Below are 17,974 nucleotides of genomic sequence, written 5' to 3'. Positions count from 1 at the left end.
ACCTAAGCCACTAAACAAGTGATGGGCTTTTCTAAACGAGATACATTATATCCCCTTATCTCGATTTTTCAAGACTTTTGACTCAATAAATTACCTCAACGTTGATTAGTCCTTTATGTAAACGATTTCAGACTAGTAATGGGGTTAATGATTATTAGCCGCAGTAATAATCCCGTCACGGCTGTCAATTGCCGGCTAAACGGCCATAATTTCAGGACAACCAACATAGTCTCAATCCACATTGTCTGCTAAACCACCAAAACAAGCAGAAACCCCATTCTGTGGCTGAAGCATCCTCACGGCTGGTTCCTTGCCCGGTCGCCGGAGCGCCATCACCAGATAAGCAAAAAAAAAGACCAAATCCATTAAGATTTGGTCCCCAATATCTAAGTTTATTCCAGGAAATCTTTGAGTTGCTTACTACGTGATGGATGACGTAACTTACGTAACGCCTTGGCTTCGATTTGACGAATCCGTTCACGCGTAACCCCGAAGACTTTCCCAACTTCTTCCAAAGTCCGGGTCCGACCATCGTCTAAACCAAACCGCAACCGCAGGACATTTTCTTCACGATCAGTCAGCGTGTCCAAGACACTTTCCAACTGTTCCTTCAGTAATTCATAAGCAGCGTGATCAGCAGGACTCGTCGCATCTTGGTCTTCAATGAAGTCACCCAAGTGAGAGTCGTCCTCTTCACCGATTGGTGTTTCCAAAGAAACTGGTTCTTGTGCAATCTTCAAGATTTCACGAACCTTTTCCGTTGGCATATCCATTTCGGCCCCAATTTCTTCAGGCGTTGGTTCCCGCCCTAAATCTTGGAGAAGTTGACGTTGAATCCGAATCAATTTGTTAATGGTTTCAACCATATGCACCGGAATCCGAATCGTCCGTGCTTGGTCAGCAATCGCCCGTGTAATCGCCTGACGAATCCACCAAGTAGCGTACGTTGAGAACTTGAACCCTTTCCGGTAGTCGAATTTTTCGACGGCCTTCATCAGACCCATGTTCCCTTCTTGAATCAAGTCCAGGAATTGCATTCCCCGACCCACGTACCGCTTAGCAATGGAAACAACCAGCCGCAAGTTAGCTTCAGCTAACTCTTGCTTGGCTTCTTCCTCACCATTTTCGATTCGTAAAGCTAAGGCGACTTCTTCGTCCGCCGTTAACAGGTTGACCCGACCAATTTCCTTCAGGTACATCCGAACGGGATCGTTGATCTTGACCCCAGTGGTGGTAGAGGCGTCTTTTAATTCCTTCTTTGAAACGGCCTTTTGGGCTTTGACGGCCCGTGGGTCTGGCTCACCCTTAGCATCAACCACGCTGATCCCAGCATCGGAAATCGTTTCGAGTAACTTATCCATCTGCTTAGCATCCAGCGTGTAAGGCGTTGCAACCTTGTCAGACAGGTCATCATACGAGATGTGACCGGCCTTCTTGTTGTCTTTGATCAAAGCGCGCACCGTTTTGTTGTATGCTTTCTGGTCAAACATTGGTTGATCCGTGGTTTTTTTTGCCATTAAAATACCCCCTAGACTAAAGTTGCTTGTTCGCCTGGCGTCGTTGCTCCAGTTGAACAATTTCAATGACTAATTGTCGTTGTTGAGCGGCATCTCCGAGTCGTGAAGCCTCTGCCAGTTGATTCTTTTTCAACCGGAGTTGCTCATCGACCGGAGCCTCATCCATAATGACCGCTAAATAATCATCGATCTCACGTGGGGTGACCGCCGCGTAAGTTGCCGTTTCCAAGTCGATGACCAATTGCTGCAGCCGGTCTTCTTGAATGAAGTCCGTAAACTGCGCGGTCTGATAAGTCTGATGTGTTTGAAAATAACCTTGGGCCAAGGTGTAGATCATTTGATAATCGTCGTGAACGAAGCTAAAGTCAGCAATACTGCTGATCTTCGCCCAGACATTCCGGTCGTGCAGCAACCGGTACAGCAATCCTCGCTCAGCGCGTTCCAACCGGGTAAGCGGTCGTTGTTGCTGATACACCGTCACCGGCGGTTCAGCTGGTGCGGGAGCCGCGTTGGTCGCTGGACGTGACCGTTCCTGTTTAGCGGCCGTGTCGCGTTGGACCTGTTTCAACTGAGCCGTTAGTGCGGATTTATCGATTTTAAATTCCGTCGCTAACTGGTTGAGGTATAAATCTAACTCGACGGGTTCCTGAACCTGAGCAAGCATCGGCATAATCTGGTTTAAGTAGTCTAGCCGTTCGCTGTCAGTGTCCAAAGATCGGTTACGTCGCAGGTACCGCAGGTGAAACTGAATGGGCGTTTCGCGAGCAGTGGTCAACATTTGTTTCAACGCTGGCTCACCGTGCGCCTGCCGGTACTCATCAGGATCTTGCCCCTCTGGCAACTGAATCACACTCAGTTGCAGATGACTGTGCTGATTGAGTAGGTCCAGTGCTCGCGCAATTGCTCGCTGACCAGGCTCATCCCCGTCATAACAAACGTTCAACTTATCCGTCGTCCGTTCGATGGCGTAGATTTGCTCGGTCGTTAAGCTGGTCCCCATGGAGGCAATCCCATTTTCCACCCCCGATTGGGCAGCCGAGATAACGTCCATGTACCCTTCAAATAGGGTGACCTCCCCAGCCGCCCGAATAGCGGACCGGGCTTGGTCAAAGTTGAATAACAACCGACTTTTATTAAACAGTTGTGTTTCTGGACTGTTTAAATATTTAGGCTGATCATCCGCCTTTTTTAGGAGTCGCCCGGAAAAGGCCGCTACGTGACCACTAGCATTCCGCAGTGGGAACATCACCCGTTCCGAAAAACGGTCGCGCAGTTCACCCTCAGCGTTTTCGATAAACAGACCAGATTGCCGCAATAACTGGTAATCACTTTGGTGTTGGTCAAAAAATGGCTTGAGGAGCCGCTGACTGGGAGCAAACCCCAACTGATAAGCCTCAATCGTATCGTCAGTCAAGCCCCGGTCGTGCAGGTAATCCAAGGCCGGTTGCCCACCCTCGGTATTCACCAAGATATGGTGATACAACTTGGCTGCTTGTTCTTGGAGGTCGATCAGTTGACTCGTTTTAGAATCAACTGCTGGTCCCGCCGCATCCTGCCGGTATTCACTGGCTAGATCAACGTGACTAAAATCAGCAACCTTAACCACGGCCTCAGGGAAAGTCACGTGTTCCAATTCCATCAGGAACTTGAAGACGTTCCCCCCGCGACCACAACTAAAGCAGTGGAAAATTTGTTTATCCTCGGTCACGGAAAACGAGGGCGTCCGTTCTTCATGGAACGGACAGAGACCAAACAGGTTCTTACCAGACTTTTTGAGCTGAACGTACTGGCCAACCACATCCGCGATGTTGGTGGCCGAACGGACAGTCTCAATCACGTCCTCGGGTATTTTCGCCAAACCATCACTCCCTTACCGTGAGTCCATCGCACCCGTAGCCTTGAAAAGTCGCACCCCGGGAACCCGAAAAGTGCGACTCTTTAATTAGAATTCGTGCGCAAAAATACACTATACATATTACTCCTATTATAGCCTATGTCAACTTATAGACTCTTTTCTGGTCAAGCTGAATCTAGTATACCCTACTCCGGTCAACCTGTCGCTTAAAAAGCTTGATAGCTCAATCCATTACCCGGTGGCTAAGGGTGACGGAGCACCCACAAAGAATATGGAATCACCGCGATACACATCCCAATCAATCCAACCAAGAACATCCCGATTCCCCACTTAAACCCGCCTAGACCATTGGCTAAAATGGTTAGACAGCCAGTCCCAAGAATGAGACGAGCACCCAGGAGATTCGTTTGCCGCCACACCCGATCTGAGGCGTACGTCCAAGGTAGCCGAATGCCAATCAGATGATTGCGGGGAGCGTATGCTAGAGCAACCGCCAAAATGAGCCATATCAGACCCAAAGCGCTGGGATTACTAATGTCCGTTAGCCTAGTCAGGGCGTGTGGGAGCAGCAGTAATATCAGGCCAATCAAGCCCACAACCAAACTCAAATCAGCCACAATTTTTTGACTCTTCGACAGAACTTTCGTTTTATTCAACCAAAAAAACTCGCCTAAACTGAGGCCGACCAGTGTACCAGTCAGAATTAGCAGTAATGGGTAAGTCTGACTAGCGTGACCCGGTCCCCATTGTAATGGACCCAACATCCCCAGCCAGAGTATCCCAACCACAATCCAATCACCCGCAAACGGGCCGATGATTTTTTTCATTGTCATCTTTGGTAGCAACATTGCTACCATCTCCCCCCTTAACCGATAATCACACCACTGATCAGGGTGACCGCAATACCAATAATCACCAATGGTCGATTTATGTCTTCTATACTAGAGCAACCGTAGCAATCCAGCTATCAGAATACCCAGGTAAGTAAAAACGCAGCCCTTTCCTCAGAGAGAAAAGAACTGCGTTATTAACGTTGATTTTACACTTTGGTGAGTAATTTGATTCACAGTGACAGCCTAGTCTAAAAGCTGATGTGAAACCACCATCTCGGTCGACCGGCAAGGCGGCAATGACTCATCAATTTCCGTAACTATTTAACGATCAGTTGATCCAAGTCACCCAATTGCAGGGCCAAGGTAGCCAACCGGCTCAACTCAGTTAACCGGTTGTTCCGGACATCGTCGTTCTTGTCCATCACCATCGTTGCTTCAAAGTAAGCCGCAATTGCTGGTTGAATGTCGGCTAGTGCAGCGTACAAGTCAGCCAGTGATTTACCAGCGGCCGTTGCCACCTCTGCCACTCCTTTATCCAAAGCACCTTCACTGTCGTTTTCAAACAGATCGGCGCTGACCGTGGCAGTAGCTAATTCAGCCGGTGCCTTTTGAGCTAAGCGAATGACCCGCGTCAAGGATTCAATCACGTCCTTGAAGTTCGCGTCATCAGCGTGACTGGCCAAGATATCAGCGGCCGTAAAGATTTGTAAGACGTCGTTGCTGGAACCAGTCGTCACGGCATCAATGATGTCATGGCGTTGCTTAGCAGAACGTAAGATCTTCCGAATCCGGTCTTTAACGAACCCGATAACGGCTTCGATTTGACTAGCTTGGTCCAAATCAGGTGCGACGTTAGCTTGCGTTTCCGCTGCAATAAAGTCTTGGGCTAAGCGATCAATTGGCAGGGACCATTCTTGGTCCGTGGCAATCCGCACGATTCCAGTAGCTTGACGTCGTAAAGCGTATGGGTCATTGGACCCGCTAGGAATCATCCCAGCAGCGAAGAAGGTCAGGATACTGTCAAACTTGTCGGCCAGGGCCAAGACAGCCCCTGGTACGGAAGTTGGTAAGGCACCATCGGCTGAAATCGGTTCGTAATGTTCGCGAACAGCTTGCGCAACAGCTGGGTCCTCACCCTGCAGTAAGGCGTACTTTTCACCCATGACCCCTTGTAATTCAGCGAATTCGCCGACCATACCAGTCACCAGGTCAAACTTGTAAATTTCGCTTGCCCGTAAGGCAGCCTTAGTCTGCGCATCGTTTAAGTTTAAATGCTTAGCTAAGACACCAACGATGGAAGTGACTCGGTTCATCTTTTCAGCCATGGTACTGATCTTGTCGTGGAAGCTAACGGACTTCAACCGGTCAACGTAGTCGGCAATCGTCTTCTTTTGATCTTCCGTGTAGAAGAACATGGCATCTTCCAAACGAGCCGTCAGAACCTTTTCGTTCCCAGCCGCCACGTTTTGGATATCGTGGTCGTTTCCATTCCGAACGGAGACGAAGTTAGGCAACAACTTGCCTTCTGCATCTCGTACGTAGAAGAACCGTTGGTGGTCTCGCATGGACGTGATCAACACTTCCTCGGGGATGGTTAGGTACTTCTCGTCGAACTTCCCGGCAAAGGCAGTTGGCCATTCAACCAAATTGTTGACTTCTTCCAGCAAACCAGCGTCGACGTTGATGGTCCAAGCATTGTCGCTAGCCAGTTTGTCGATCTGTTGCTTGATCAAGGCCTTGCGCTTGTCAGCGTCGGCAATCACAAATTCGTGGGTCAGGTCTTCCTCGTAGTCCGCTGCCGTGGCAATTTCAACTTCCTTGCCCAAGAAACGGTGACCACGAGTCGTCCGACCAGTCGTTACGTTTAAGATGCTGAACGGGATCACATCGCTATCCAACAGCGCCACGAGCCAACGAATTGGCCGGATGTATTGGAAATGGTGCGTGCTCCATTTCATCATGGTTGGGAAAGTCATCGCCGTGATGACTTCCTTTAAACCAGCTAAAATGGTTGCCACGTCTTCACCGGCAATGAACTTGTCGACGTAAACGTACTCAGTCCCTTTAATTTCCTTAAAAGTAATATCGTCGGGGGTCAGGCCTTGGCCGCGGGTAAAGCCAATGGCTGCCTTGGTCCAGTTACCATCGGCGTCTTGCGCAATCTTCTTAGCGGGACCCTTGACGGATTCACTCACGTCTTCTTGCTTGTCGGCCAAGCCCGTGATCAACAGGGCTAAGCGCCGGGGCGTTGAAAACGGCTTAATGGCCGTATAGTCAACGCGTTGTTCCTTTAAATAATCCGCAGTCCGCTTGACCAATTGCTTAATGGCTGGTGTCACCACGTGGGCTGGCATTTCTTCCAAACCAATTTCAAGTAAAAATGTGTGTGCCATTATTTTGCCTCCTCTGGATCCGCTAATAATTGTTCACGCAGTTTTTCATCCTTAACCAGTGGGAAACCACGCTTCTTCCGTTCAGCCACGAAGGCCCGAGCAATGGCCCGAGCCATGTTCCGGATACGGGAGAGGTAGCCAGCCCGTTCAGTAACGGAGACGGCACCACGGGCGTCCAACAAGTTAAAGGTGTGGCTACACTTCAATACGTAGTCGTACGCTGGATGAACTAGGCCATTCGCGATTTGTTTCTTAGCTTCGGTTTCATATTCATCGAAGTGCCGCAGCAACATGGCTTGGTCACTTTCTTCAAAGCTGTACTTAGAATGTTCATATTCGGGTTCCTTGAAGATGTCCCCGTACTTCACGCCATCGGCCCATTCCAGGTCAAAGACGGAATTGACGTCTTGGACATAAGAAGCCAGTCGTTCCAAACCATAAGTGATTTCAGAAGTCACGGGATCAACTTCCATTCCCCCAACAACTTGGAAGTAGGTGAATTGACTGATTTCCATACCGTCCAACCAAACTTCCCAACCAACACCGGCACAACCCATGGATGGGTTTTCCCAGTTATCTTCTACGAACCGAATGTCGTGTTCGAGTGGGTCAATCCCTAACTCCTGCAAACTATTCAAGTAGAGTTCTTGAATGTTGTCTGGTGATGGCTTCATAACAACTTGGAATTGATGGTGTTGATACAACCGGTTAGGGTTTTCACCGTAACGACCATCGGCTGGTCGACGGGAAGGTTCCACATACGCGGCGTTCCAGGGTTCTGGCCCGATAGCCCGCAGGAACGTGTAAGGGCTCATGGTACCGGCCCCTTTTTCTGTATCGTAAGCTTGCATCAGCATGCAGCCCTGCGCGGACCAATACTGTTGTAACTTTAAAATAATTGCTTGCATGGACAGTTTTTCTGTCATGGGTGCAGTTCCTCCTTAAATTTAAGCTCCGTGAGAGACACCAGGAAACTTGGTTGAACAAATAAGCGCAAAAAAATCCCTACGAGAATTCACCGAGGCAAATTCACGTAGGGACGAATTTTTATTTTCGCGGTTCCACCCTACTTCTAGTCAATGACTAGCAGCTTTCTTGGAAACGACTCCGAATGTGCCAACCCACAGGACGCGCTACCCGGCTAACACTGGCCCGGACTCGCTGAAAACGCACGCTGTGTTTTTCATTCATCATAATCGACTTATTTAACTAATTTTCATGATAGTCGTCTGACTAAAGGTTGTCAATAATTTTAGTGGAAATGCTGACAGCTCTGCTGGGGTCTGAGCGCTACGCCAGCCCTCGCCGATTTCGCCAGTATACCAACACAATTAGTGGGAACGTGATCATCATGACTGGATAAAGCCAGACCCACGGGAGGAAGGTCGTGATGACCCCCGCCAGCATTGGTCCCAAGGTCATCCCCAGATCAATGCCTATGTAAAACGTGCTATTAGCCAGCCCACGGTCCGCCTGTGGCACCAACGTTAACGACTTTGCCTGACAGATGGAAAACATCAAGCCATAACCAGCCGCAAGTCCCACGGCCCCGACCACCAACATCAGCCAATTACGCATCTCAGTCAAACCAATCAGGCCAATGAAATTACAGCCGAGACAGATCCAAAAGAATTTTCTGAAGGGCACGTGGTCAAACGCATCCCGCAGGCCCAGCCGCATGGCCAGCAATACCAACGCATAGACTGGAAAGAACGCGCCGGCGGGAATCGCAAACCCCCGGTGGTCGACGTAGCTCACGAGGTAGGTCATCGTCGCAAAGTATGGCAAAGAAAACAGCAACAAAATCGTCGCGACTGGAACCACTTTCGGCTGAACCAATCGTAGCTTCGGCTGTTTTTCCTTAGTATTCCGATAGTCTGGATGGGGCACGCTGCGGTCTCCCACGAACTGAATTGTGATGAGCAGTAACGTGATGAAGCCAGCCGCGACCCAGAAAATACTCCGATACCCATAGTGGTGGTACAGGTAGACACTGACGGCCGGACCAACTGCCATGCCCAGGGCATTAGCAATTCCATAGATTCCCATCCCCGAACCAATTCGATCCGGTGGCAATAGGCTAGCCATCCAGGTGGCCATGCAAACTGAGCACAGCGTGTACCCCACCCCGTTGACAACTCGCCAAAACATGATCAATGGGACAGCAGTGGTTAACCCGTAACCGACACACGCCACGAGAATCAGACTGCCGCCAATCAACGTGAGTCGATACTTAGAGAAGCGGTCAGTCAGGTTACCTGCGACCGGTCGCAACACTAGCGACGTCAGGTTCATCATCCCAGCGACGACCCCCGCCAAAACGCTATTCGCGCCCACATTACTGGAAAATCCCGCAATGATGGGATTGACCAACATGGGACTCATGAGAAAGAAGAAGCTGGCCGCTAACACTAAGACAACATCTTTGGTATATAAACGAGTTTTCAAACAACTTCAGCTCCTTTCCAAGTTTTGATCAATTCGGGCAAGCATCTTGAGTAACGCCTGCTGCTCAACCTGTGAAAAACCAACAAATGATTCCTGACTCGTGGCCTTAATATGGTCATCAAGCTGTTGACACTTGGCCAGACCAGCGGCGGTAAACCCCACTAGTTTAGCACGCCCATCGTTCGGATTAGGGTCAAGAACTAGTAGGCCCCGGTCGACTAACCGTTTTACAATGAGCCTGGCCGTTTGGTGAGTAATTTGTTGTTGGTCTTTAAAATCCGTAATCGTATGCTGCGGGTGATCCTCAAAGAATCGGAGGGCGTCCGCCTGTTCACTAGTTAGATCTAATTGGCGGACAAATAGATTTCGCTTATGTCGAATCTTTCTTCCCAGTAAGACCAGCTTCCAGGTTACCAGTCCTTCACTTTCCATGTTGATCACCTCTTATGCTTATTATACAGCTAGCTGTATAATTTTGAAAGGCCGGGTTAGCTTTCAAAATATTAAGGTTCACTGAAACTCATTTATTTTTGCAAAGTAACTCCGAGTAGTGTTGAAGTGTCTACCAATATAACTGCTATATGGCACAAAAATAGCCGTCAGAATAATCTGACGACCACTTGAATCTACCACTTTATCCAAGATATTTTACAAGTACTTGTGAACATCCTAATAACGCCGCCGACGTTTGCCTAATCCTAGCCAACTCAATGCGCCTAATAATGTCGCACCAATTACTGACCAGTAGCTCGTCCGCTCACTGGTTTGCGGTAATTGCGGTTGCGACTGATTCTGGTTATCTAGGTGCTCTAGCCCACTGATTGTAGAACTAGCATTTAAGCTAGACGCTTGTTGGCCATACGACCACGCAGCAGTCTTCAGCCCACGTTGCGTTCCGTTACCTCCAACGGAACGCGTGTAGGTAAAGACTTGTCGCTGACCCGCTCGCTCCGTATCCCCTGCTCGGTGTTGATGCGCCTTAGGGGTCGTCGGTTTCTGAGACTTCTTACCTGGTTTATGCTGCTTAGTCGGTTTCTTAGGCGTGGTTGGTGTCGTTGGCGTGACCGGATCAGTTGGCTCCGTCGGTGTAGATGGCGTCGTCGGATCCGTTCCACTGCCCGGTACGGACCAACTCAACGTTAGGGCATCCACCCCATAGTTTCCGGAATGGTCTGTCGCTTCACCAGTTGTTCCACTCGATAGTGACAGCGTTAAACTATTTCCAATAACACCCGCCGGCAACGTTAATGAATCAGTTTTGAAATCATACGTAACTGGCGTATCGCCCAGTTTAAAAATCATGGGATCCGTTAAATTAAAGTTCTGCAATTGTAGTTGCTTGGCAATTGCGGCACGAACTCCAGTTAGTTGATTACCGGACTTGTTCACGGTAACGGCTAACGTCTTTTGACCAGCTAAGGCGTAGTCACCGAGATTAGTCACCGGTTGGACCGCCTGAATCTTTTGCAAATCGTTGCCCGCAAAGGTACCAATTCCAACACTATTTACAGTGCCGTCCAGTTGAAGTGCTCGTAACTTGTTGCTGGCAAAGGCTGAGTCCCCAATACTCTTTACGCTATTAGGTATTTCCAGTGCTCCCGCCAATTGATTCTCAGCGAAGGCAGACGACCCAATGGAATCCACTTTTTGACCCAAAATAAGCCCCGTGAGCCTACCATTAGTAAAGGCATAGTCTCCAATACTCGTCACTAAATCTGGAATGGTCAACGTTCCTGTCAGCTGGTTGTTTGCTGCGAAAGCGGATGCCCCAATCGTAAGTAAATCGGTTCCGAGCTTGACCCCAGTCAGCTGATTACCAGCAAAAGTAGCCGCCCCAATGTGTTGAATGCCATCCGCCAGGGTCAGTGTTCCAGTCAAATGGTTGCCAGAAAAGGCACTATCACCAATTGTAGCCTCACCATTTGGCCCTTTCTGCCACTTACCAAAGTCAATCGACGTCAGAGAATCACCGACAAAAGCATTACTGCCGATAAAGGACATCCTATCTGAGAGAATCAAGGCACCTGTCAACGTTGGATTACCAAGAAAAGCCTGGTTATCAATTGTCACCAGTTTAGATGCCCCATCACCAATAGTTAGTCCGGGTATTTGGTTTGCCATAAAAGCTGACTGACTAATAGTCTCCACCGAGTCAGGAATAAATAGATTACCAGTAATCGCATCCCCAGCGAAAGCGGTTGCTCCAATCGTATTAACCATTTTTCCTAAAGTTAGGTTAGTTAACGTTTCATTACTGGTAAATGCTGATTCACCAATTGTCGTAACACTGTCAGGAATCACGATACTGACTAATTGATTGTCCTCAAAGGACCCCGCCCCAATCGTTATCAACGCATCGTCCAAATGAATACTGGTCAATTGATTATGATAAAAAGCATTCGAGCCAACAGTTGTCACGAGGTCAGGTAAATTGACCGTGGTCAAGAGATTTGAATTAAAGGCACTAGCGCCAATTGTCGTCAATTGGGTACCCAAAGACACTGATGCTAATTGGTTATTGGCAAAAGCCATTTCACCAATAGTAGTCGTGCCCACAGGAAGTACCAGGTTCTTCAAACTATTATACGCAAAAGCACTATTCCCAATCTGAACGATCTTCAAATTGTCACCGAAATCAACACCGGTCAATTGGTTCCCAGACCCATCGTTAGCATCACTACCAGCAAAGGCGTTCTCACCAATCTGAGTAATGGAAGCAGGTAACGTCAACGTTCCGGTTAATTTGTTATCTGCAAAAGCATTCGCACTAATTCCCCAAAGATCACTTTTATTTTTAGAAAAATCAATGGTCGTCAGTAAATTATCTTCAAACGCCGCCTGACCAATCGTGGCGACGTGCGCGCCCATGACTAGGCTCTTCAATTTGCGCCCTTTAAAAACGTTGTCGGCAATTGCCGATACATTGATTGCTTTTCCTTCATCGTTGAGGTGGGTATCCGGAATGACAATAGCCGTCGCGCTACCCGTATAACCAGTAATGGTATACCCATCACCTTTTGCGTTTAACGCATAGGTAAACCCATCATCCGTCATGGCCTCATCAGTGGTATCACTGGGTGCCGTCACATCAGCCATGGCCGGCACTGCCAGCATTCGCGGCATTACTCGTGGACGACTAAATTTAGTCAAATTTGCAGCTGAGCTTTCCTGCTCACCCGCACCTGCATCAGCAGCCTTCACTGGCTGTGGCGATACGGACGATGGCTTAGGCTTTGCCGGGGTCTCCGTCACACCGGAATCCGCTGGCTGTTCCACGTTACTTGCAGGCCGAGCTGCTTGGCTCACCGGCGCCGCAGCACTCTGCTTGGGGGCTACACGACTGCTGGCGGCCTGCTTTTGGCCAGCTTGACTGCCAGTCTGATTACCCTCAGAACCTGGCTGCTCCTCGCTCGACTGTTCCTTAATCTCCTGATTAGTTGTATTTTTCTGCGCCACTAAGCTCGAATCCTCGGCAACCGTGGCCGCTTGAGCTGAATGTGCACTGACCATCAGCCCAGTACTCAAGGCGGCCAAAGTCACGCCGGCGCACAGCAACTGTTGACGCATCCCATGTTCATGTCGTTGTTCTTGCTGATTATTGGTCTGCATACTTAACTCTTCCCTTTACCTTTTTCTCTACTTCAAAAGCTCCTGAACTAAAGGTTAATTTTTCTAACAAGTTGTGACCCTATATTTTCCATAGTAGCACGATTGATTTGAAATTTCAGGCAAGGGATTATCCAACGGGGGAAACCGTCCGCCCTATGTCGTAACCGACCACGACAATGAGATTAGGGGCCGCTTGACTGTCAATCGCTAGGCATACAACTATTAGAATGGTCTAATATTAATCGGACAAAACTCACAATTTGTGAAAGTTTTATCGCCAAAATATCGTCGCTAAAAAAAGCTCTGTAAAACCAAAGCGGTTTTACAGAGCTAACTCTAATTTTAACTTGCCACAACGCCTGTCAAACGACAGCTAGTCTGTCGAATCGTCCGGCGAGTCCTGCGGCGGCATCGTCAAGCGTGCCGACCAGGATTGCATCTGATCCAAGAACCGTTTGCTCTTGGGATGCACCCCAATCTGACTGTCATAAATTTCATTCATTAACTGCCGCATGGCGTGTTCCGTTTGAGGCTTTACATCAATGGTGTGTAACTTATCCAAGTCCAACACCGAGAATTGCCGCAGATAGTAGATGGTTCGCTGGGCCAGATGCAACCGCCGCGGGTCCATCTGCCAATGTTGCTGACAGAGCAAGCCCCCGTAACTTTCGGAGTAATCGAACGGCAAATCATTACGACCACAGATGGCACAACCCTGCAATTGTGGGGCCACCCCAAACGCCGGCATCAGCTGAATCTCCATGATATTGGTGATAATCGATGCGTTAACGCCATCGTCAATCAGCGTCAGTGCCCGCTGCACCCGATGATACCAGGTAGGTAGCGGCTCACCATCCGGAAAAGCCTGATCAACCAGACTCATGATATACGTCGCATAGGCATTTTTAAAAATGTCCGCGCTGATATTTTGAAACTGGGTAGTCTCACGGGCCGTGCGGATATAGGACAAACCATCGTCAGCAATATCACCAACGTAACTCCCCGTGGTAAACGGCAAGATATCCGCTACCATTTTAAATCCCCGTTTTTTAGCGCCCCGCACCAAAAACATCTTTTTACCAAACTCCTGCGTGAGGAACTTAATTAAGAAATCACGCTCAGCATAGTCCCGCCGAAAAAGGAGGATGCCGTGAAAATCAGTTACATTTCGCGCCACGAATCCTCCCCACTTTCTAACTTAAATTTGAATGTACCGTGCCAGGTTAACCCGCTTTTTATAAATCATCCTTACGATAACCGTAAGACTTCAAGAGAGTCGCTTTATCCCGCCAGTTTGGTTGAACTTTGACCCAGAGTTCCAGATAAACCTTGCTACCCAGCAAATGTTCAATATCCTGGCGCGCCATGGTCCCAATCTTCTTCAGCATGCTACCGCCCTTGCCGATCATGATTCCCTTTTGGGTAGGGCGCTCGACGATGATGGTGGCTTCAATGCGGACGTGATCTTCGTCCTTTTGCTTCATACTCTCGATTTCGACGGCCACTGAATGGGGCACCTCTTCACGCGTTAACATAAAGATTTTTTCCCGAATCAGTTCACTTACCACGAAACGCTCTGGATGGTCGGTCACTTGGTCGGCTGGATAGTATTGTGGCCCATTAGGCATCTGGTCGACTAATCCCGTCAACAGTTCGTCAACGTTATTCCCCTCCAACGCAGAAATTGGGTAAACTGCCTTCCAAGGCAACGCCTTTTGGTACTGTTCCATGACTGGCAGTAAATCGTCTGGCTTTACTTGATCGATCTTGTTGATCAACAGGTAAATCGGGGCCTTCACGTTCTTCAGCCGGTCGATAATAAAGTTGTCCCCAGCTCCCCGCTTTTCAGCAGCGTTGACCATGAACAAAACGGCATCGACTTCGTTTAACGCTGACATGGCCGACTGCACCATGTAGTCACCCAACTTACTCTTAGGTTTATGAACCCCCGGCGTATCGATGAACACGATTTGGGCTTCATCAGTCGTATAGATTCCTTGAATCTTGTTCCGAGTCGTCTGTGCCGTGTTCGACATGATAGCAATTTTCTGCCCAATCACCCGGTTTAAAAAGGTTGATTTCCCAACGTTTGGCCGCCCAACAATAGCGACGAAACCTGATTTGTAATCTGGATTATCCATATTTTCCTCCAATTAGAACCAGCGGCCTAGCGCTGGCAACATGACTAACGCCCCAACAATGACGGCAAAAATGGCCGCCATTAAGACGCCACCCGCAGCAACGTCCTTCGCGCGTTTCGCTAAATCGTGGTAGGTTTGACCCACTACCAAATCAACGACTGCTTCCACAATTGTGTTCAACGTCTCGGCAATCAAGACCAAGAAAATGGCCAATACCAACCACAGCCACTCATTCAGCGTCAGTCGCAAGAGCAACCCGGCAATGATGGCCAAGCTACCGACCGCCAAATGTTTACGAAAGTTTCGTTCATAGTGAAACAGGGCCCGGAGACCATCCCACGCGTGGCCTAACGATTGCTTAAAGGCCCGATTCTTCCCGGTTTGCTTATCGCTTGAGGCCATAGGCATCTAGAATGTCGGCCTGCAACTTGAACATGACCTTTTCATCTTCAGGCTTCATGTGGTCGTAGCCGTTCAGGTGTAAGAAACCATGGACCACGAGAAAACCTAATTCCCGTTCGTAGGAATGGCCCAGGTACTCCGCTTGTTCTTCGACTTTATCCATTGAGACAAAGATATCACCAATGTTTTCAGGAATTTCGGCAGCCATTTCCTCATCCATGACCAGTGGGAACTCTTCATCCTCGTCATCGGCGTCTTCAATCGCAAAACTGATGACGTCGGTCGCGCGGTCAACGCCCCGGTATTCCTTGTTAATTTGATGAATGTCTTCGTTATTCATCAACGTCACGGACATCTCCGTGTTTTCTGCCAATTTAATGTACTTGCCAGCAAATTCCAGTACCTCACGAATCATCGTGACGTGCTTGTCTGGAACACCGTTAGCAGTTTTATCAAAAATCTCTAAATCCATTATTTTTTAGCTCCATTTGGTTTAGTATCGTGGGCCTCATAAGCATTAATGATGCGGGCAACCACTGGGTGTCGGACAACATCGTCCGCGTTAAAGGTCACAAAGTTAATGTGCGACACGTTTTGTAAAATGTTTTGGGCCTGAATCAACCCCGACTTAGCATTATGTGGTAAGTCAATTTGTGAAATATCCCCGTTGACGATCATCTTAGATCCAAACCCCAACCGTGTCAGGAACATCTTCATTTGCATGTTGGTCGTATTTTGAGCTTCATCCAAGATAACGAACGCAGATTCCAGCGTCCGCCCACGCATGTAAGCCAGCGGCGCAATTTCGATGACCCCACGGTCCATCAACCGAGTCGTGTGCTCGGCCCCCAGGATAGCGTAAAGCGCATCGTAAATTGGCCGCAGGTAAGGATCAACTTTTTCCTTCAAGTCACCAGGTAAGAACCCCAGACTTTCACCGGCTTCAACGGCTGGCCGAGTGATGATCAGCTTTTCCACATCCCCGTGTTTCAACGCGGATACCGCCATCACCACGGCCAAATACGTTTTCCCTGTCCCAGCGGGTCCAATCCCAAAGGTAATGTCGTTGTGCTTGATGGAATCAATGTACTGGCGTTGGCCAAAATTCTTGACCCGCACAGCCCGACCCTTGGCATCCTTGATCAAGGTCTCGGTGTAAAAGTCTTTAAAGTAAGTCAGTGTCCCCTTGTCCGCCATCTTCATGGCACTGATGACATCGGCACTATTTAATTTGATCCCCTTAGCCAGGAGATCACTCATGTTGCGTAAGATAGCCAACGTGTGGTCAACCGCTTCAGCGGCCCCAGCAACTTTGATTGAATTTCCAAAGGGCTTGATGGTGACGTTCAGTCCCTCTTCAAGCAAGGTCACAAATTGATCCTGAGCCCCCAACAGGGCAGCTTCGTCCTCTGGTCGCTCCAAAATATATTCTTTTTCAATCGTCGCGTTCTCAGTCAAATACGGTGGCTCCTTTGTCTTTATTTTGGCGTTACTGATACTCAAATTTTAGCATAACACCGGGGATTGTAAAAGGATTGCGCGTGAAAACTCGTTCGGTAATCATTCAATAACACCTCGGCGACGTGCCCTACTGCTCATTAATGGGTAATTGCGGCAAGGTAATTGGTAATTCTAGGACTAATCGATCTTGTAATACCAAGCCATTTTCCACGATTGGTTGGCTATAATTAGCGGTGAAATAATCCCGCTCAACCGCCACGACCCGAAAACCACACTGTTGATAAAGATAGAGTTGCACCAGACTCGTCGTTCCGGTAGCAATTCGAACTGTCCGGTAACTCCGGTCAATCGCCCACTGCTGGGCAAACATGAGTAATACTCGCCCATAACCCTGATGTTGCTTAGGTGGTGTCACAACGACATTCATAATTTCTACAACCTGCTGAGACCGCGGTTGGAGCACCAACATCCCAACTAGCCCCGACCGATCGTTAGCCGCATAGACGTGACTTTTGGAAATGTACGCCGCCACCAATCGTTGACTTGGGTCCGCCAATAACAGTAAGGCGTTTTGGTCCTCGGTGGGCGTCTGAACCTGCTGATAGGTTAACGTCATAATCTCTCCTCCCACTTGGCAAAAAAATCGCTACGAAACTAATTCGCAGCGATCAAAAAAATTACTTGTTTAATTGCGCTTTGACGGTCTGGTTAACCAGGGCGCCATCGGCTTTCCCCTTAACCTGAGGCATCACGACACCCATGACCTTACCAAAGTCCCCCATACCACTAGCGGAGACCTTAGCAATGCCGTCGGCAACGATCTTCGCGATTTCATCGGCGCTTAATTGCTTAGGCGCATATTTTTCAACGATCGCAATTTCTGCCTTCACACCTTCAACCAAATCATCCCGGTTACCCTTGGCAAACTCTGTCATGGATTCTTTCCGTTGCTTCAATTCGCGGGAAACCACCGTTAGCTCTTCCTCAGATGTCAAGTCATGGCCAGCCTTAACCTTTTCGTTCGTCAAAGCCGCCTTCATCATGCGGATAACGTTCAAGGAAAGTTTGTCGTGGGCCTTCATGGCCGTCTTTAAATCAGTGTTGAGTTGGGTCTCTAAACTCATTATAGTTCCTCCTAAAATTTCATCATTAAAGATAAGTTTACACCTTATCCGCGCTAGCGTCAGGTAAAGTTATCCTACTCAATTGAATTGTCCCAGTTTTCATCTCAGTGACCATTTTAAGCCACAACGATTGCTCAAAGCTTACGAATAACAATATCCAACTCTGACTGTTACAATAGGGCCAATAAGAA

Annotated in this window: 15 protein-coding genes; all 15 read right to left on the bottom strand. The window is 48.6% G+C overall.

The features are described from left to right. Positions 1 to 392: 392 nt before the first annotated feature. Positions 393 to 1,490 carry an RNA polymerase sigma factor RpoD gene (gene rpoD / locus AB3Y94_RS02130; protein WP_367296467.1) on the bottom strand — a complete coding sequence of 366 codons (1,098 nt, stop codon included), beginning with the start codon at positions 1,488 to 1,490 and terminating at the stop codon, positions 393 to 395. A 43-nt stretch (positions 1,491 to 1,533) separates the two neighbouring features. Continuing rightward, positions 1,534 to 3,375: a DNA primase gene (dnaG, locus tag AB3Y94_RS02125; protein ID WP_367294919.1), complete on the bottom strand. Its 1,842-nt coding sequence runs from the start codon at positions 3,373 to 3,375 to the stop codon at positions 1,534 to 1,536. A gap of 239 nt (positions 3,376 to 3,614) precedes the next feature. Continuing rightward, positions 3,615 to 4,205, bottom strand: coding sequence for an SdpI family protein (locus tag AB3Y94_RS02120; RefSeq protein WP_367294918.1), 591 nt, complete (start codon positions 4,203 to 4,205; stop codon positions 3,615 to 3,617). 317 nt (positions 4,206 to 4,522) lie between these two features. Further along, a complete protein-coding gene (glyS, locus tag AB3Y94_RS02115) occupies positions 4,523 to 6,598 on the bottom strand; it encodes a glycine--tRNA ligase subunit beta (protein ID WP_367294917.1) in 2,076 nt (691 codons plus the stop codon). Continuing rightward, positions 6,598 to 7,524: a glycine--tRNA ligase subunit alpha gene (gene glyQ / locus AB3Y94_RS02110; protein ID WP_367294916.1), complete on the bottom strand. Its 927-nt coding sequence runs from the start codon at positions 7,522 to 7,524 to the stop codon at positions 6,598 to 6,600. The genes glyS and glyQ overlap by 1 nt, the downstream gene beginning before the upstream one ends. 364 nt (positions 7,525 to 7,888) lie before the next feature. Further along, entirely contained in the window at positions 7,889 to 9,046 is a 1,158-nt protein-coding gene (locus AB3Y94_RS02105) for an MFS transporter (protein ID WP_367294915.1), read from the bottom strand. A 6-nt stretch (positions 9,047 to 9,052) separates the two neighbouring features. Continuing rightward, a complete protein-coding gene (locus tag AB3Y94_RS02100) occupies positions 9,053 to 9,478 on the bottom strand; it encodes a MarR family winged helix-turn-helix transcriptional regulator (RefSeq protein ID WP_367294914.1) in 426 nt (141 codons plus the stop codon). Positions 9,479 to 9,715: 237 nt separating this feature from the next. Continuing rightward, positions 9,716 to 12,655, bottom strand: coding sequence for a leucine-rich repeat protein (locus AB3Y94_RS02095; RefSeq protein WP_367294913.1), 2,940 nt, complete (start codon positions 12,653 to 12,655; stop codon positions 9,716 to 9,718). 373 nt (positions 12,656 to 13,028) lie between these two features. Continuing rightward, positions 13,029 to 13,832, bottom strand: coding sequence for a DNA repair protein RecO (gene recO / locus AB3Y94_RS02090; RefSeq protein WP_367294912.1), 804 nt, complete (start codon positions 13,830 to 13,832; stop codon positions 13,029 to 13,031). Positions 13,833 to 13,890: 58 nt separating this feature from the next. Continuing rightward, the gene (gene era, locus AB3Y94_RS02085) at positions 13,891 to 14,796 is read right to left on the bottom strand and encodes a GTPase Era (RefSeq protein ID WP_367294911.1); all 906 of its coding nucleotides are present in this window, start codon (positions 14,794 to 14,796) and stop codon (positions 13,891 to 13,893) included. A 12-nt stretch (positions 14,797 to 14,808) separates the two neighbouring features. Then, on the bottom strand, positions 14,809 to 15,204 hold the full coding sequence (locus AB3Y94_RS02080; RefSeq protein ID WP_367294910.1) for a diacylglycerol kinase family protein: 396 nt from the start codon (positions 15,202 to 15,204) through the stop codon (positions 14,809 to 14,811). Then, complete coding sequence (gene ybeY / locus AB3Y94_RS02075) at positions 15,182 to 15,670, bottom strand: rRNA maturation RNase YbeY (RefSeq protein ID WP_367294909.1); 489 nt, start codon at positions 15,668 to 15,670, stop codon at positions 15,182 to 15,184. The genes AB3Y94_RS02080 and ybeY overlap by 23 nt, the downstream gene beginning before the upstream one ends. After that, on the bottom strand, positions 15,670 to 16,656 hold the full coding sequence (locus AB3Y94_RS02070; RefSeq protein WP_367294908.1) for a PhoH family protein: 987 nt from the start codon (positions 16,654 to 16,656) through the stop codon (positions 15,670 to 15,672). The genes ybeY and AB3Y94_RS02070 overlap by 1 nt, the downstream gene beginning before the upstream one ends. 130 nt (positions 16,657 to 16,786) lie before the next feature. Next, entirely contained in the window at positions 16,787 to 17,275 is a 489-nt protein-coding gene (locus tag AB3Y94_RS02065) for a GNAT family N-acetyltransferase (protein ID WP_367294907.1), read from the bottom strand. Positions 17,276 to 17,336: 61 nt separating this feature from the next. Then, positions 17,337 to 17,783 (bottom strand): GatB/YqeY domain-containing protein, encoded by a 447-nt coding sequence (locus tag AB3Y94_RS02060; RefSeq protein ID WP_367294906.1) that lies wholly within the window; start codon positions 17,781 to 17,783, stop codon positions 17,337 to 17,339. Between the last annotated feature and the right edge of the window lie 191 nt (positions 17,784 to 17,974).

It is taken from the genome of Levilactobacillus yonginensis (assembly GCF_964065165.1).
GTDB lineage: Bacteria > Bacillota > Bacilli > Lactobacillales > Lactobacillaceae > Levilactobacillus > Levilactobacillus yonginensis_A.
This window is presented reverse-complemented; position numbering and strand designations above follow the sequence as displayed.

What these genes read in the sequence shown, in the direction of transcription:
- rpoD (WP_367296467.1), bottom strand. Translation starts at nt 1,490, where the DNA reads ATGTTTGACCAGAAAGCATACAACAAAACGGTGCGCGCTTTGATCAAA.
- AB3Y94_RS02120 (WP_367294918.1), bottom strand. Translation starts at nt 4,205, where the DNA reads ATGACAATGAAAAAAATCATCGGCCCGTTTGCGGGTGATTGGATTGTG.
- glyS (WP_367294917.1), bottom strand. Translation starts at nt 6,598, where the DNA reads ATGGCACACACATTTTTACTTGAAATTGGTTTGGAAGAAATGCCAGCC.
- glyQ (WP_367294916.1), bottom strand. Translation starts at nt 7,524, where the DNA reads ATGACAGAAAAACTGTCCATGCAAGCAATTATTTTAAAGTTACAACAG.
- AB3Y94_RS02100 (WP_367294914.1), bottom strand. Translation starts at nt 9,478, where the DNA reads ATGGAAAGTGAAGGACTGGTAACCTGGAAGCTGGTCTTACTGGGAAGA.
- AB3Y94_RS02095 (WP_367294913.1), bottom strand. Translation starts at nt 12,655, where the DNA reads ATGCAGACCAATAATCAGCAAGAACAACGACATGAACATGGGATGCGT.
- era (WP_367294911.1), bottom strand. Translation starts at nt 14,796, where the DNA reads ATGGATAATCCAGATTACAAATCAGGTTTCGTCGCTATTGTTGGGCGG.
- AB3Y94_RS02080 (WP_367294910.1), bottom strand. Translation starts at nt 15,204, where the DNA reads ATGCCTATGGCCTCAAGCGATAAGCAAACCGGGAAGAATCGGGCCTTT.
- ybeY (WP_367294909.1), bottom strand. Translation starts at nt 15,670, where the DNA reads ATGGATTTAGAGATTTTTGATAAAACTGCTAACGGTGTTCCAGACAAG.
- AB3Y94_RS02065 (WP_367294907.1), bottom strand. Translation starts at nt 17,275, where the DNA reads ATGACGTTAACCTATCAGCAGGTTCAGACGCCCACCGAGGACCAAAAC.
- AB3Y94_RS02060 (WP_367294906.1), bottom strand. Translation starts at nt 17,783, where the DNA reads ATGAGTTTAGAGACCCAACTCAACACTGATTTAAAGACGGCCATGAAG.